The 14,705-nt window shown below is 69.1% G+C and carries 15 protein-coding genes; 5 read left to right on the top strand and 10 right to left on the bottom strand.

The window, feature by feature from the left end:
- Nucleotides 1-11 precede the first annotated feature (11 nt).
- From napA to AC5Y3P_RS16115, 5 genes are read left to right on the top strand one after another with little or no spacing between them, the layout of a single operon-like run.
- The gene (gene napA / locus AC5Y3P_RS16135) at nucleotides 12-320 is read left to right on the top strand and encodes a nucleoid-associated protein NapA (protein WP_500046927.1); all 309 of its coding nucleotides are present in this window, start codon (nucleotides 12-14) and stop codon (nucleotides 318-320) included.
- A gap of 39 nt (nucleotides 321-359) precedes the next feature.
- A complete protein-coding gene (locus tag AC5Y3P_RS16130) occupies nucleotides 360-836 on the top strand; it encodes a LytR C-terminal domain-containing protein (RefSeq protein ID WP_500046926.1) in 477 nt (158 codons plus the stop codon).
- A gap of 10 nt (nucleotides 837-846) precedes the next feature.
- Entirely contained in the window at nucleotides 847-1,539 is a 693-nt protein-coding gene (gene sodC, locus AC5Y3P_RS16125) for a superoxide dismutase[Cu-Zn] (RefSeq protein ID WP_500046925.1), read from the top strand.
- Entirely contained in the window at nucleotides 1,496-2,653 is a 1,158-nt protein-coding gene (locus AC5Y3P_RS16120; protein WP_500046924.1) for a glutamate--cysteine ligase, read from the top strand. The genes sodC and AC5Y3P_RS16120 overlap by 44 nt, the downstream gene beginning before the upstream one ends.
- Before the next feature lie 38 nt (nucleotides 2,654-2,691).
- Nucleotides 2,692-3,306 (top strand): LON peptidase substrate-binding domain-containing protein, encoded by a 615-nt coding sequence (locus AC5Y3P_RS16115; RefSeq protein WP_500046974.1) that lies wholly within the window; start codon nucleotides 2,692-2,694, stop codon nucleotides 3,304-3,306.
- Nucleotides 3,307-3,313: 7 nt separating this feature from the next.
- On the opposite strand, the gene mnhG is transcribed toward AC5Y3P_RS16115, so the two are convergent.
- The 10 genes from mnhG to moeA all read right to left on the bottom strand — a co-directional run bounded on the left by mnhG (nucleotide 3,314) and on the right by moeA (nucleotide 14,704).
- Entirely contained in the window at nucleotides 3,314-3,640 is a 327-nt protein-coding gene (gene mnhG, locus AC5Y3P_RS16110; RefSeq protein ID WP_500046923.1) for a monovalent cation/H(+) antiporter subunit G, read from the bottom strand.
- Nucleotides 3,640-3,921 (bottom strand): monovalent cation/H+ antiporter complex subunit F, encoded by a 282-nt coding sequence (locus AC5Y3P_RS16105; RefSeq protein ID WP_500046922.1) that lies wholly within the window; start codon nucleotides 3,919-3,921, stop codon nucleotides 3,640-3,642. The genes mnhG and AC5Y3P_RS16105 overlap by 1 nt, the downstream gene beginning before the upstream one ends.
- The gene (locus AC5Y3P_RS16100) at nucleotides 3,918-4,505 is read right to left on the bottom strand and encodes a Na+/H+ antiporter subunit E (RefSeq protein ID WP_500046921.1); all 588 of its coding nucleotides are present in this window, start codon (nucleotides 4,503-4,505) and stop codon (nucleotides 3,918-3,920) included. Before AC5Y3P_RS16100 ends, AC5Y3P_RS16105 begins: the two co-directional genes overlap by 4 nt.
- A complete protein-coding gene (locus AC5Y3P_RS16095) occupies nucleotides 4,502-6,100 on the bottom strand; it encodes a Na+/H+ antiporter subunit D (protein ID WP_500046920.1) in 1,599 nt (532 codons plus the stop codon). The genes AC5Y3P_RS16100 and AC5Y3P_RS16095 overlap by 4 nt, the downstream gene beginning before the upstream one ends.
- Complete coding sequence (locus tag AC5Y3P_RS16090) at nucleotides 6,097-6,564, bottom strand: Na(+)/H(+) antiporter subunit C (protein ID WP_500046919.1); 468 nt, start codon at nucleotides 6,562-6,564, stop codon at nucleotides 6,097-6,099. The genes AC5Y3P_RS16095 and AC5Y3P_RS16090 overlap by 4 nt, the downstream gene beginning before the upstream one ends.
- Complete coding sequence (locus AC5Y3P_RS16085) at nucleotides 6,561-9,443, bottom strand: Na+/H+ antiporter subunit A (protein ID WP_500046918.1); 2,883 nt, start codon at nucleotides 9,441-9,443, stop codon at nucleotides 6,561-6,563. The genes AC5Y3P_RS16090 and AC5Y3P_RS16085 overlap by 4 nt, the downstream gene beginning before the upstream one ends.
- 153 nt (nucleotides 9,444-9,596) lie before the next feature.
- Entirely contained in the window at nucleotides 9,597-11,795 is a 2,199-nt protein-coding gene (locus tag AC5Y3P_RS16080) for an AAA family ATPase (RefSeq protein ID WP_500046917.1), read from the bottom strand.
- Complete coding sequence (locus AC5Y3P_RS16075; protein ID WP_500046916.1) at nucleotides 11,792-12,736, bottom strand: CDP-alcohol phosphatidyltransferase family protein; 945 nt, start codon at nucleotides 12,734-12,736, stop codon at nucleotides 11,792-11,794. Before AC5Y3P_RS16075 ends, AC5Y3P_RS16080 begins: the two co-directional genes overlap by 4 nt.
- Nucleotides 12,733-13,431 (bottom strand): phosphatidylserine decarboxylase, encoded by a 699-nt coding sequence (locus AC5Y3P_RS16070; protein WP_500046915.1) that lies wholly within the window; start codon nucleotides 13,429-13,431, stop codon nucleotides 12,733-12,735. The genes AC5Y3P_RS16075 and AC5Y3P_RS16070 overlap by 4 nt, the downstream gene beginning before the upstream one ends.
- A gap of 55 nt (nucleotides 13,432-13,486) precedes the next feature.
- Nucleotides 13,487-14,704: a molybdopterin molybdotransferase MoeA gene (moeA, locus tag AC5Y3P_RS16065; protein ID WP_500046914.1), complete on the bottom strand. Its 1,218-nt coding sequence runs from the start codon at nucleotides 14,702-14,704 to the stop codon at nucleotides 13,487-13,489.
- Nucleotide 14,705 lies beyond the last annotated feature (1 nt).

Below are 14,705 nucleotides of genomic sequence, written 5' to 3'. Positions count from 1 at the left end.
GGAATACAGATATGGATGGGTCCATGGCAAGGGCAGAGCGCTCGGGAGATGACGCTGAGCTCACCAATGGGCTAACCCGCCGGGAACACGACATCCTGGCCTTCGAACGGCAGTGGTGGAAGTACGCCGGGGCCAAGGAAGAAGCCATCAAGGAGCTGTTCTCGATGTCGGCGACGCGGTACTACCAGGTGCTCAACGCGCTGGTCGAGCGGCCCGAGGCGCTGGCCGCCGACCCGATGCTGATCAAGCGGCTGCGGCGGCAGCGCGCCAGCCGGCAAAAGGCCAAGGCGGCACGCCGACTCGGCTTCGAAGTCACCTGATTTTCGGTTTCTCCCCGACGCGCCGCTAGGCTGACCACGATGAACCAGCGCGTTCCGGATTCCTCCGGCCTCCCCCTGCGCGCCATTGTCATGGTGCTGTTGTTCCTCGGCGTGGCGTTCTTGCTGATCGGAATCCAGGCCCTCGGGTCCGACGACGACGATGACGCGGCGGCGACTGTGGCGACCACCACGACCACCTCGGCCGCCGCCACCACGTCGGAAGCGCCGGAGCCGGCGCCACGGTCTCAGGTGCGGGTCTACAACATCTCCGAGGTGGCGGGCGCGGCCGAGGCGACCGCCAACCGGCTACGTGAGGACGGCTGGGACGTCACCGATGTCAGTAACCTGGTGCTGCCCGAAGTGGCGGTCACCACCGTCTTCTACGGCGCCGCCGAAGGTGAGCAGGAATCGGCCGAAGAGGTCGGGGCACTGCTGCAAGCCGAGGTGGCCGAACGGATTCCCAACCCCGAGGTGGCAGATCAGCCACCCGGCGTGATCGTCGTCGTCACAGGATAGGCTCAAAACCATGCTCAAGCCCGCTGCTGCTGTTCTGTTCGCCGTCCCCGTCGCTCTGCTGGCCGCGTGCTCGCCGCCCGGCGAGGTTGCCTCCACCGAGCAGGGCACCCCGCCGCCGGTCTGGACCGGGTCCACCTCACCGGCGCCGTCTCCGACGCACGGCGACGACGAGGCCCACCACGGTGGGCAGGGGCTGAGCGTCCCGATCAAGGATGCCGACGGCAACGAGGTGGCCACCGCCGACTTCGAGTTCAGCCCCGGCTACGCCACCATCACGGTCAAGACCACCAGCACCGGCAAGCTCACGCCCGGATTCCACGGGCTGCACATCCACCAGACCGGTAAGTGTGAACCCAACTCCACCGCGCCGACCGGCGGTGCACCCGGCGACTTCCTGTCGGCCGGCGCTCATCTGCAGGTGGCCGGCCACAGCGGCCACCCCGCCAGCGGTGATCTGACCTCGCTGCAGGTGCGTCAGGACGGTTCGGCGCTGCTGGTGACCACCACCGACACGGTCACCGAAGAAGACCTGACCGGCGGCGAGGGCACCGCGATCATCATCCACGAGAAGGCGGACAACTTCGCCAACATCCCGGCCGACCGCTACAACCAGGTCAACGGCACCCCGGGACCGGACGAGACCACCATGGCAACCGGCGATGCAGGCAAGCGGGTGGCTTGCGGTGTCATCGGCGGTCACTAACAACCAGCACATCGACTTTTCCGGGTCATACCGGCCGACCGTCGGCGTCGAGTGGGAATTCGCGCTCGTCGACGCCGGCACTCGCGACCTGAGCAACGAGGCCGCCGAGGTGATCGCCGAACTCGGCGAGAACCCGCGCGTGCACAAGGAGCTGCTGCGCAACACCGTCGAGGTGATCACCGGGATCTGCGCCAACACCGCCGAGGCGATGGATGACCTGCGCGGCACGTTGCGCGATGTGCGCCAGGTGGTGCGCAGCCGCGGCATGGAACTGTTCTGCGCGGGCACCCACCCGTTCGCCACCTGGGAGGCCCAGCAACTCACCGACGGTCAGCGCTACGCCGAGCTGATCCGGCGCACCCAGTGGTGGGGTCGGCAGATGCTGATCTGGGGTGTGCACGTGCACGTCGGGGTGTCGAGTGCGCGCAAGGTCATGCCGATCATCTCCTCGTTGCTCAACCACTATCCGCATCTGCTGGCGTTGTCGGCGTCCTCCCCGTTCTGGGACGGCGACGACACCGGTTACGCCAGTAACCGCGCGATGATGTTCCAGCAGCTGCCGACTGCGGGGTTGCCGTTCCAGTTCCAGACCTGGCCGGAGTTCGAGGGCTTCGTCGCCGACCAGAAGAAGACCGGGATCATCGATCACATCAACGAGATCCGTTGGGACATCCGGCCTTCGCCGCACCTGGGCACCATCGAGGTGCGGATCTTCGACGGTGTGTCCAACATTCGGGAGCTGTCCGCGCTGGTCGCGTTGACGCACTGTCTGATCGTGGATCTGGATCGGCGCTTTGAAGCCAGTGAGGCGCTGCCCACCATGCCACCCTGGCATGTGCAGGAGAACAAATGGCGGGCTGCCCGCTACGGGCTGGACGCGATCATCATCTTGGACGCCGACAGCAACGAGCGACTGGTCACCGACGACCTCGACGATCTGCTCAACCGACTGGAGCCGGTGGCCCGCTCGCTGGGCTGCACCGACGAGTTGGCGCTGGTGGCCGACATCCCGCGGATCGGCGGGTCCTATCAACGTCAGCGCAGGGTGGCAGAAGAAGCCGAAGGGGACCTGCGCGAGGTGGTGGATGCGCTGGTCGGGGAGTTGGAACTGTGACCGCTTCCGAGCCGTCGGCGCCGGGGACCCCGACACCGATGTTCCCGCTGCAACTGGCCATGCTGCCCGGGGAACAACTACCGCTGCGCATCTTCGAACCGCGCTATGCGGCGCTGGTGCGCGATTGTCTGGCCACCGATGACCCGGCCTTCGGGGTGGTGCTGATCGCCCGGGGCCGCGAGGTCGGCGGTGGTGATGATCGGCACGACGTCGGCGCGTTGGCCCGGATCGTGCAGTGCGCCGATCAGGGAATGGGGCGGTACCGGCTGGACTGCAGTGTGCAGGACCGGTTCCGGGTCCGGGACTGGTTGCCCGACGATCCGTATCCGCGTGCGGTGCTTGAGCTTTGGCCCGACGAGCCGGGTGAGGTGACGGCCGAGGAGCTGGCCGCCGTGCACGACGAGGTCTGGTCCACCCTGGAGTTGATCGCCGGTGCGCGCGACGTCCAGTTGCCGGCGCGCGCGGCGGTGTTCGGTGAGCTGCCCGAGGACACCGGGGATCAGCTGTACGCGTTGGCGCGCTGCGTGCCGATCGGACCGGCCGACAAGTACGCGATCCTGGCCGCGCCCGGTCCGGTGCAGCGATTGGCCGCGTTGCGCGAAGCCGTGCAGACCGTCGCGGCGATGGTGAAGTTCCAGCTGTCCGACGGCTGACGCGGTTTCAGTTCGGGCGCAGCTCGTCGATGGTCACCAGGTCGTCGCGGACATTCTGTTCGCGGTAGGACAGCTGGCCCACCCGCTGGGCGATCACCGGCGCGGTGATCACGGTGAACATCGCGGTCAAGATCAGCATGCCGATGTCGGCTTGACCGCGCAGCCGGATGGCCGCGCCGGCGAGCACCAGCAGCAGGCCGAGCACCTGCGGTTTGGTCGACGCGTGCATCCGGGTCAAGGTGTCCGGGAACCGGACCACCCCGATCGCGGCGGTCAGCGACAGCGCCGATCCGCCGAGCACCGCGACTGCCGAGGCGATGTCGAGGGCGTCCATCACTTCTCCTCCCACTCGTAGTCGGGGGCATCGGGCACCCGGAACCGGGCAATCGCGACGGTGCCGACGAAGCTGATCAAGGCCAGCGCGGCCAGGCTGTAGGTCACCGTGGTGTCCAGGCTGTAGGCGGCCCAGGTGCCGACGCCGCACATGGTCAGCGCGATCGTGGTGTCCATGGCCACCAACCGGTCCAAGGTGTTGGGGCCGGCCAGTAGCCGGTACACCGTGATCGCGCCTGCGGTAGCCAGCATCACCGCGGCGGCAATCCAGACCAGGTTCATCGTTGCGCCTCCGTCTCGGTTCCGAAGTCGGCGTCGTCGTCATTGTTACCGTGCTGACCGGGCTGCCACTCGTTCTCGCGTTCGAAGGCCCGGACCAACAACCTCTTCACCTTGCCGGTCTGCCGGTAGAACTTGTCCACCCCACGTTCGGAGGTCACGTCGATCACGTGCGCGTAGATCATCCGGCGGGCCTGGTCGATCTCCAGCACGATGGTGCCCGGAATGATGTTGACGATGTTGACCGCCAGCGCCAGCACCAGATCCGACTTGAGATCCATGTGGGCGCGCAGCACCGCCGAACGCGGCGGCGGGCCGGGCCGGATCGCCATCCAGGCCACTTGGGTACTGGACCACACCAGCTGCCAGGCTACCCAGGTGATCAGCCACAGCAGCGACAGTGGATGCACCCGCCCTTCCACCGGAACCGGCGGTAGCGGCAGCAGGAACGTGATGACCAGCGAAACAGCCAACCCGGACAACACGTTGGCCGGTGAGATCTGGCCCCACAGCAGCAGCCACACCAGGACCAGCCAGACCACCAGCCAGATCCGCAGGAGCAGCCATCTGCTCGGCAAGAGCTTCATCGAGGCTCTCCCAACACGGCGCTGATGTACTGGCTGCGGTCGAGCACCTGATCGGCGGCCCGGTCGCTGTAGGCGAAGATCGGGTTGGCGAAGACGGTCAAGGCCAACCCGACGGTGATCAACCCCAGCGTGGGGATCAGCATGCCGGCCGGCATCCGCCCGACGTCGTCGCGGTCGGCGAAAGCGATCTCCTCGCTGTCGTCGAGCAGCGCCTGCGGCGAGGCCGCCGCCAGCGCGCCCTCCGGGGCGTCCACCCGGGCCCGCCAGAACGCCTTGGTCCAGACCCGGGCCACCACGTACAGCGTCAGCAAGCTGGTGATCACCGAACCGGCGACCAGCGTCCAGGCCAGCACCGAGCCGTGCGCAGCGCCGGCCTCGAGCAGCGCAACCTTGCCGATGAAGCCGGAGAACGGCGGAATCCCACCGAGATTGAGCGCCGGCACCATGAACACGAAGGCCAGCACCGGGCTGGCGGCCGCCAGCCCGCCCAGCCGTTTCAGCGTCGAGGCACCGGCTTGCCGCTCGATCAGGCCGACCACCAAGAACAGCGTGGTTTGCACGATGATGTGGTGCGCCACGTAGTAGATCGCGCCGGACATGCCCAGGTCGGTAGCCAGCGCGATGCCGAACACCATGTAGCCGATGTGGCTGACCAGGGTGAACGACAGCAGCCGCTTGATATCGCTCTGCGCGATCGCACCGAGGATGCCGATCAGCATGGTCAGCAGCGCGGCCACCAGCAGCACCCGGTTCAAGCCGCCGTCGGGGAACAGCAGCGCATGCGCGCGGATGATGGCATACACACCGACCTTGGTGAGCAGACCGGCGAACACCGCGGTGACCGGGGCCGGCGCGGTCGGGTAGGAGTCCGGCAGCCAGGCCGACAGCGGGAACACCGCGGCCTTGATGCCGAAGGCAACCAGCAGCACCGCGAACAGCGCGCCGCGGGTGCCGCTGGAGACGTCGTCGAGCCGGACCGCCAACTGGGCCATGTTCAGCGTTCCGGTCGCGGCGTACACCAGGGCCAGGCCGAACAGGAAGATCAGCGACGAGACCATCGACACCATGACGTAGGAGATGCCGGCGCGCACCCGCTCCCGGCTGGCCCCCAGGGTCAACAGCACGAAGCTGGCCGACAGCAGGATCTCGAAACCGACGAACAGGTTGAACAGGTCACCGGCGACGAACGCATAGCAAACGCCGGCCGACAGCGCCAGATAGGTGGGTAGGAAGATCGACACCGGTTGCTGAGCGTCGCCGTCCCGGATGCCCTGCCCGATGGCGTAGAGCACCACCAGCAGCAGCACGATCGAGGAGACCACCAGCATCAGGGCCGAAAGCCGGTCCACCACCAAGGTGATGCCCAGTGGCCCCAGACCCTCTTCGGACAGTCCCCAGCCGCCGACATGCACCGCGATCGTGCCGTGTTGATCGGTCAGGTAGAGCAGCGTCGCCGACACCGCGACCAGCGCGCCGAGCGCGACCAACGTGATCAACCGTTGGGTGCGTGGCCGGCGGCCCAGGAACAACGTCAGCGCCGACCCCAGCAGCGGGATCAGCACGGGTAGCGGGGTCAGCGCGGTGTCGAGGTTCATCGCGACCCCTCGTGCCCGGGCAGCGCATCGAGTTCGTCGGGTGCGTCGGTGTCCGGGTAGCTGACCGCGGTGTCGTCCTCGTCGTCGTCCACCGCGTCGGACTCGGCCTGCTGCGAGACCCGGGTGTCTTCGGGGTCATCGGAAACGTCTTCGGTGGTGGTCAACTGATACGAGCGGTAGGTCAACGCCAACACGAAGGCCGCGATACCCATGGTGATGACGATCGCGGTCAGGATCATCGCCTGGGCCAACGGATCGGCGGTCGTGCTGTCCGCGCCGCTGGTGCGGCCCCGCACCGGGGGATTGCCGGAGGCGCCACCGGCGGTCAGGATCAGCAGGTTGATCGCGTTGCCGACCAGCAGCAGCCCCAACAACATTCGGGTCAGGTTGCGTTCCAGCAGCATGTACACACCGCACGCGGTGAGGGCGCCGATCAGGATCAGCGGGATCAGGAAAACGGTCATCGGCGGACCACCCGTCGTGGCGAACTGATGATCTCCTCGTCGAGACGCGCGCCCAAGCTGCGCAGCACATCGAGCACCAGGCCGACCACGATGAGGTAGACGCCCAAGTCGAAGAACAAGGCCGTGACGAACTTGACGTCGCCGAGCACCGGAAGGTGCAGCGAGATCAACGCCGAGGACAGCGGCGGGGCGCCGGCCAGCAGTGACGCCACCGCGGTGCCGGCCGACAGACCCAGACCGACACCCAGGATCTTGCCGGCGTCCAGGGGCAGCGTCTCGCCGAGTTCGTAGCGGCCGCCGGCCAGATAACGCAGCACCAGTGCCAGCCCGGCGGTCAGACCGCCGGCGAAGCCGCCGCCGGGGGTGTTGTGGCCGGTGAAGAAGAAGTACGCCGACAACACCATGATGAGCGGGAAGATGACCCGGGTGGCGACCTCGAGCACCAACGAGCGGTATCGAGGGTCACGGTATTCGCTGCCGCGTAGCCAGGTGATGTCACCGAAGGCCGGGGAATAGGTGACGGTTTCGATCATGCCGATGTCGGGTTGGCCGGCGTCGGCGACCCGCGGCGGCGCACCGAACCGGCGGTTGCGGAACACCAGCGAGGCCACCCCGGTCGCAGCGACCAGCAGCACCGACACCTCGCCCAGGGTGTCCCAGGCGCGGATATCGACCAGGATCACGTTGACGGTGTTGGAGCCGTGGCCGCGCTCATAGGCGACGTCGGGAAGCAGTTCGGCGATCGACCGGCCGCTGCGCGCGGCGACCGCGAACATGCCCAGGATGGTCACCGTGGCGCCGACACCGATGGCCAGCAACGCGCGCGGCAACCGGAAGGTGGCCATCGATTCGGCATCGGCTTCGGCGGGCAGGGTGCGCAACACCAGCACGAAGATCACCAGCGTCAAGGTCTCGACCAGGAACTGGGTCAACGCCAGGTCCGGGGCCCCGTGGAAAGCGAAGATCGCACCGCAGCCGTACCCGGTCAGCCCCACCAGCAGCACCGCCGCCAACCGGTTGCGCAGCACGGTGGCCCCGAGTGCACCGGCAACCATCAACACCCCGACGATGGCCTGCAGCGCGCCGTCCCAGGCGGCGATCTGCAACCGGTCCTGGTTGCCCAGGATCAGCACCGTGATCGGCAGCAGCACCAGCGTGGTCAGGATCGCCGACTGGGTCACCGGCAGCGAGCCACGCTGCGTGACACCAGTCAGCCGGATCGACAGCAGATCCAGGTTGCGCAGGGTGGCGTCGTAGATGCGGTCGGCGTTGCCCAGCGGCAGATAGCCGACCCGCACCCGACGCAACCGCTCCCGGGTCACGAAGGCGACCGTGCCCAGCGTCAACACCACGACGGACAGCAGCAGCGGCAGGTTGAACCCGTGCCACAGCGCCAGGTGGTAATCCGAGCCGCCGGGGATGGACGCGGCGTAGGTGTCGAGCATGTTCTCCAGCGTCGAGGGCAGCAGACCGAAGAACAGCCCGGCGCCGGCCAGGATCGCCGGCGCGACCAGGAAGGTCCCCCTGGGCCGGTGCATGGTGGCTACCCGGGTGCTCGGCTCCCGCAGCCCTTTGCGGGCGAACGCGCCCCAGATGAACCGCAGGCTGTAGATCGTGGTGAAGACCGAGCCGAACACCACCCCGCCCAGCACCCACGGCGCCCACGCGCCCAACGATGGGCTGTACAGCAGGGTCTCGAAGTCGGCTTCCTTGGCCACGAAACCCAGGAACGGCGGTATCGAAGCCATGCTGGCGGTCGCGGCGGCCGCGATACCGAGCAACACCGGGGCGCGGTTACCGAGCCAGGCCAACCGCCGGATGTCGCGGGTCCCGGTGGCGTGGTCGATCACCCCGACCACCATGAACAGCGCCGCCTTGAACATCGCGTGGGCGAACAGCATGGTCAAACCGGCCAGCATCAGATCGCCGCCGCCGGACCCGACCAGCACCGTGATCAGCCCGAGCTGGCTGACCGTGCCGAAGGCCAGGATGAGTTTGAGGTCGTATTCGCGCACCGCGCGCCACCCGGCCAGCAGCAGGGTCAGCAACCCGAGCGAAACCACCATCGGCCGCCACGGGGTGGCGTCGGCGAACCCGGGCGTCATCCGCGCGATCAGGTAGACACCGGCCTTGACCATGGCCGCGGCGTGCAGATAGGCGCTCACCGGGGTGGGGGCGGCCATCGCGCCGGGCAGCCAGAAGTGCATCGGCACGATCGCGGACTTGCTCAGCGCGCCGATCAGGATCAGCACCAGACCGACGTCGATCGCGAAACCGGTGGGCGGGTTGGCGACCAGGTCGGACAGCAGGTAGCTGCCGCCGACTTCGCCGAGCACCACGACGCCGACCAGCATCGCCAGCCCGCCGGCGGTGGTGACCAGCAGCGCCTGCATCGCGGCCCGGCGACTGGTGGCCCGTTCGGCGTAGTGGCCCACCAGCAGGAACGACAACACCGTGGTCAGTTCCCAGAACACGTACAGCAACAGCATGTTGTCGCTGGTGACCAGGCCGAACATGGCGCCGGAGAACGCCACCAACTCGGCCGCGAAGCTGGGCAGCCGGTTTTCGGTGTGCCCGTCATGGTGGCGGAAGTAGTCGGCGCAGTAGAACAGCACCAGTGCGCCGATCGCCAACACCAGCACGCTCATGATCGCGGCCAGGGTGTCGAAGCGCAGGTCGAAGTTCATCGACAGCTCCGGCACCCATTCGATGCGCACCAGGTGGTCGTCGCCGTGCCGGCTCGGCCAGTGCGTGACCACCCACGCCAGCGACAGCAGCGGCACCAATGCCAACGGGTAGAACGCGTGCCTGCCGAACCTGTTTACCAGCGACGGCGCCACGGCAACCGCGACGGCGTGCGCCAACAGGACGGCGAGCATGGCACTCCTACTCTCGACGCAGGCGCGCGCCGACTCGGGGTGTCAGCCCGATTAAGGGCTCGGATATTCGGGTCGAGTTTACGGTGTTGACGTCGGCGCCCATTTGCCCACACCCGGTGTCGGGCCCAGTGCGGCGCCTGCTACGGCAGGGCTTCAGCGGCCCTCGGCGAACGCCCGCAAGGCTTCGACCTGCACCGGATCCAGCGACGGACGCACATTTTGGCGGGCCGTTTCGACATCGGCCATCGTCACGTCGGCGGCGTCGATCGAGCGGCGCATGGCGGCCAGGGCGGATTCCCGGAGCAGCGCCACACAGTCGGCGGCGCTGTAGCCGTCGAGTTCGGCGGCGATCGCGGCCAGGTCGACGTCGTCGGCGAGCGGCACCGCTTTGCCCGCCGACTTCAGGATGTCCAGGCGGGCGTCGGCGTCCGGGGGCTCGACGAACACCAACCGCTCCAGCCGACCGGGGCGCAGCAGCGCCGGGTCGATCAGGTCCGGACGGTTGGTGGCACCGAGCACCACGACGTCGCGCAGCGGTTCGATGCCGTCGAGTTCGGTCAGCAGCGAGGCCACCACCCGGTCGGTGACCCCGGAGTCGAAGCTCTGGCCGCGCCGCGGCGCCATGGCATCGATCTCGTCGAGGAACACCAGCGACGGCGCGGAGTCGCGCGCCCGGCGGAACAGTTCACGCACCGCCTTCTCCGAGGACCCAACCCACTTGTCCATCAGCTCGGCGCCCTTGACCGCGTGTACCGAGAGCCGGCCCGAACTGGCCAGCGCGCGCACCACGAAGGTCTTGCCGCAGCCGGGCGGGCCGTACAGCAGCACCCCGCGCGGCGGCTGCACGCCCATCCGGGCGAAGCTGTCCGGGTGCTGCAGCGGCCACAGCACGGCCTCGGTCAAGGCCTGTTTGGTGGCGACCATGTCGCCGACGTCGTCGAGGGTGACCGAACCGGCCGAGATCTCCTCGGTGGCCGAACGCGACAGCGGCCGGATCACGCTGAGCGCACCGACCAGATCAGGTTGGGTCAGTGCCGGGGGCTCGCCGTCGGAGCTGGCCCGCGCCGCTGCTCGCAGCGCGGCCTCGCGGACCAAGGCCTGCAGATCGGCCACCACGAAACCTGGTGTGCGGCCTGAGATTTCGTCGAGTTGCAGCTCCTTGGCCGGCACGTCGCGAAGCAGCACCTCGAGTAGCTGCTTACGGATCGCGGCATCGGGCAGGTTCAGTGCCAGATCCCGGTCGCACAACTCGGGTGCCCGCAACCGCGGGTCCAGGGCATCCGGTACCGCGGTGCTGGCGATGAAGGCCACGCCCGGCGTGGCGACCGCGGTGCGCAACTCGGCCAGGATCAGGCTGGACACCGGTTCGGGGCGGCCGTCGGCACCCAGCGGCAACAGCGCGTCGACGTCGCTGATCAGCAGCACGCCACCGCCGTCCTTGATCCGGGCCACCGCGTCGGCCACCGACCCGAGTCGGGCCTCGGCACTCTGCGCACCGGCTTCGGGTCCATCGAGCTCCAGCAACCGGCGCGATGCGCACACCGTGCGCACCATGGTGGCCTTGCCGACGCCGGCTGGGCCGGTCACCAGGACCCCGAGATGGGCTGGGGCGCCGAGTGTTTCAAGCAGCTCCGGTTCATCGAGGGCGAGTTTGAGCCACTCGGTGAGCTTGCCGGCCTGGGCGTGTGCTCCCTTGAGATCGTCGAATGCGATCGCCGGGGGTTGGGTCGGGTCCGCGCTGGTGGCGGTCGCACCGACGGCGACGCCGGCGGTGGTTTCGGTGCGCGCGGCGGCCGGGCTGCCGTCGCCCCAGGACACCATCGAATTCGGTTGCACGCTGACCGGTCCGGCCGGGTCCACGCCGGTCACCGTGAGCAGCTCGGAGGTCCAGGTGATGCCGACCGCGGCGGCCAGCGCGGAACTCGCCGCCGACGTGGAGGTGCCCGGGCCCAGGTCGCGGGGCAGCAGCGACACCGTGTCACCGACGGTCATCACCTTGCCCAGCAGGGCTTGGCGCAACGTGGCCGGCGACACCGAACCGGAGGCCAGTTTGGAGCCGCTGACCGTCACCGAGCGCGCGCCGTACACCGTCACCGGGGCGACCACCACCGCGGCGTCCTCACGCAGACCGGCGTTGGACAACACCACGTCGTCGAGCAGGGCGGTACCCGCGGGCACGTCGGCCGGGGCCACCCCGACCACCGCGGCCGTGCTGCGCGAGCCGGTCAACGAGATCGCGTCCCACTCCCGGATGCCGAGGGCGGCAATCGCTTCCGGGTGCAGCCGAACCACTCCGCGGCGGTTGTCCAGGGCCGAGGTGTTCAGCCGGGCGGTCAGCGTCAGCTCGGTCATGGTCGTCGGTTCGATCCGGTCCCGGGACGCTGCTGGTTGGCGCCGGGGCGACGCAACCCGAGCCGGGCCGCGCTGGGCCGGGTGGCGAACCGGCGCGGATGCGGGAAGCGGCGGTTGGGATGCTCGGCGCGGCGGATCTGGCGCCGCGCGGCGCGCTGTTGCTTGGGTTGGTCCTCCCAGACTTCGGGGTGTTCGGCCAGCCACTTCTTGCTGCGTACCGCGAACGGGATGTGGATCACGTAGGCCAGGATGATCGCCATGATCACCAGGTAGCCGTACTGGATCGAGGCGGCGATGCCGAGCGCCAGCAGCAGCAGCAGCGGCACCACCATCCGGGACGGGATGGCGAAGGTGTGGATCTTGCGCATCGGGATGGTGCTGACCACCAGCAGCGACACCCCGACCATCCAGGCGATCACCACCCAGTGTGCGGTGTGGGTGTCCCACCACGGGCCGGGGAACTGCATCTTGGCGGCCAGCGGGCCGATCGCCCCGATCGCGCCGGCCGGGGCCGGCATCCCGGTGAAGAACTGGTTCTCGTAGGCCGGGCCGTCGCCGTGCAGCATGGCGTTGTAGCGGGCCAGGCGCAGCACGATGCACACCGCGTAGAGCAGCACCACGATCCAGCCGATCTGGCCGATCGGCGAATCGGACAGCAGGGTGGCGTAGACGATGAACGCCGGCGCCACACCGAAGTTCACCGCGTCGGCCAGCGAGTCGATCTCCTCGCCCATCTTGGAGGTGGCGTTGAGCAGGCGGGCCATCCGGCCGTCGAGGGCGTCCAGAATCGCCGCGACCGCCAGGAACGCCATGGCGCGGGTTTCGCCGCCGGGCTCGAGCGCGGACTTGACGGCCGACAGACCCAGACAGATCGCGGCCACCGTCATGGCGCTGGGCAGCAGCCGCAGACTGGACTGCGAAGGTTTGATCCGCGGTTTCATCGGATGATCTCGGCCAGCACGGTTTCGCCACCGATCGCCCGCTGGCCCACCGCGACCAGCAGGTTCGCGCCGGGCGGTAGGTAGGTGTCCAGCCGGGAGCCGAACCGGATCAGCCCGTAGGTGTCGCCGATGCCGAGCCGGTCGCCGGCCTTGACGTCGCAGACGATCCGGCGGGCCACCAGGCCGGCGATCTGCACGGCGATCACCTCGTCACCGTCGGGGGTGCGGATCACGATGCTGTTGCGTTCGTTGTCGACGCTGGCTGCGGGCAGGTCCGCGGTGCCGAACAGGCCGGGCCGGTGCACGGCCGTGATCACTTCGCCGCCGATCGGGGCGCGTTGCACGTGCGCGTCGAGCACCGACAAGAAGATGCTGACCCGCAGCCGCGGCTCGTCGGGCAGGCCGAGTTCGGGCGGCGGGGTGGCCGTCTCGATCAGGCAGATCTGTCCGTCGGCCGGCGCGACCACCACGCCGGGGCGGGTGGGCGGCACCCGGCGCGGGTGCCGGAAGAACCCGGCGCACGCCGCCGCGGCGGCCAGGCCGGTGGTGCGGATCCAGCGTTGCCGGTAACCGAGCCCGGCGACCGCCAGACCGGCGCCGACGAACGGCACACCGGCCCGGTGCATCGGCGGGATGACGGAGCGGATCAGCTCAAGAATGTGTGAAGCTTCGGACGAGCGGGGGCGTCGGGCCACCGCACCATTGTAGGTAGGTGACACTTACGCGCAGGACGCCAGTCTGCAGCCGTGATCAAGCCGTGAGATCCCACACCCGCACGGTCGCGCCGGAGCTCAGTGCGCTGACGTCCTCGCCGATATCGAGCAGGCAGTTCGCCGAGGCCAACCAGCGCAGATGATGTGAGGCCGGCGGACCGTAGCTGGTGACGGTGCCCGCGACCGGGTCGAACACGCCGCGCCGGAACTGCCGTTTGCCCACCGGTGTGGTGAGGTCCTCGGCCAGGGTCGCCTCCCGGATCGGCCGAACCGGTCGGGGCAGGCCCATCGCGGCGCGCAGCACCGGACGGACGAACACCTCGAAGGACACCAGCGAACTGACCGGGTTGCCGGGCAGCGTCACGATCGGGACCGCGCGATCGCCCACCTGCACCCGGCCGCTGCCCTGCGGCATCCCGGGTTGCATCGCGACCTTGACGAACTCGACCGCTTCCGCACCGGCGCCCAGCGCGTCCTTGACCACTTCGTAGGCCCCGGCGCTGACCCCGCCGGTGGTCAGGATCAGGTCGGCATCGAGGGCGTGCGCATCGAGTGCGGCGCGGAACTCGGCGACGTCGTCGCCGGAGGTCGGCACCGCGACCACTTCCGCGCCGGCGTCGCGCACCGCGGCGGCCAGCATCACTCCGTTGGACTCGTAGATCTGACCGGGTTGCAGCGGGACGCCCGGGCGGACCAACTCGGTGCCGGTGGACAACACCAGCACCCGCAGCCGCGGCTGCACGGCCAACTCGCTGATGCCCAGCGCCGCGGTCAGACCGAGGGTGGCCGGGGTGATCAGCGCTCCGGCGTGCAGCACCGTGCTGCCGGCGGTGACGTCCTCACCGGCGCGGCGGATGTGCTTGCCGAGCGGGGCGGCCGATCCGATCGCCACGGTGGCGGTGCCGCCGTCGGTGTGCTCGACCGGGACGATCGCGTCGGCGCCGGCCGGCAGCGGCGCACCGGTCATGATCCGGTGCGCGGTGCCCGGGGTCAACGTCAGTGCGTCGGTGCGCCCGGCCGGAATGTCTTCGGCCACCGGCAGTTTCACCGGGTGCTCGGCGGTGGCGGCGGCGACGTCGGCGGCGCGCACCGCGTAGCCGTCCATCGCCGAGTTGTCGAAACCGGGCAGGGACAGCGGCGCGACCACGTCGGCGGCCAGCACCAGCCCCAACGCGTCGGCCAGCGCGACCGTGGCCGCCGGGCGGGCGGTGATCAGCTCGGCGACGACGCGCTGGTGTTCTTCGACGCTGCGCACG

It is taken from the genome of Mycobacterium sp. NGS45, from assembly GCF_059812645.1.
This window is presented reverse-complemented; position numbering and strand designations above follow the sequence as displayed.

Coding starts and splice junctions, on each gene's coding strand:
- AC5Y3P_RS16085 (WP_500046918.1), bottom strand. CDS start 9,443: ATGCTCGCCGTCCTGTTGGCGCACGCCGTCGCGGTTGCCGTGGCGCCG.
- sodC (WP_500046925.1), top strand. CDS start 847: ATGCTCAAGCCCGCTGCTGCTGTTCTGTTCGCCGTCCCCGTCGCTCTG.
- napA (WP_500046927.1), top strand. CDS start 12: ATGGATGGGTCCATGGCAAGGGCAGAGCGCTCGGGAGATGACGCTGAG.
- AC5Y3P_RS16130 (WP_500046926.1), top strand. CDS start 360: ATGAACCAGCGCGTTCCGGATTCCTCCGGCCTCCCCCTGCGCGCCATT.
- mnhG (WP_500046923.1), bottom strand. CDS start 3,640: ATGGACGCCCTCGACATCGCCTCGGCAGTCGCGGTGCTCGGCGGATCG.
- AC5Y3P_RS16120 (WP_500046924.1), top strand. CDS start 1,496: ATGCAGGCAAGCGGGTGGCTTGCGGTGTCATCGGCGGTCACTAACAAC.
- AC5Y3P_RS16095 (WP_500046920.1), bottom strand. CDS start 6,100: ATGAACCTCGACACCGCGCTGACCCCGCTACCCGTGCTGATCCCGCTG.
- AC5Y3P_RS16080 (WP_500046917.1), bottom strand. CDS start 11,795: ATGACCGAGCTGACGCTGACCGCCCGGCTGAACACCTCGGCCCTGGAC.
- AC5Y3P_RS16090 (WP_500046919.1), bottom strand. CDS start 6,564: ATGACCGTTTTCCTGATCCCGCTGATCCTGATCGGCGCCCTCACCGCG.
- AC5Y3P_RS16100 (WP_500046921.1), bottom strand. CDS start 4,505: ATGAAGCTCTTGCCGAGCAGATGGCTGCTCCTGCGGATCTGGCTGGTG.
- AC5Y3P_RS16075 (WP_500046916.1), bottom strand. CDS start 12,736: ATGAAACCGCGGATCAAACCTTCGCAGTCCAGTCTGCGGCTGCTGCCC.
- AC5Y3P_RS16115 (WP_500046974.1), top strand. CDS start 2,692: ATGTTCCCGCTGCAACTGGCCATGCTGCCCGGGGAACAACTACCGCTG.
- AC5Y3P_RS16105 (WP_500046922.1), bottom strand. CDS start 3,921: ATGAACCTGGTCTGGATTGCCGCCGCGGTGATGCTGGCTACCGCAGGC.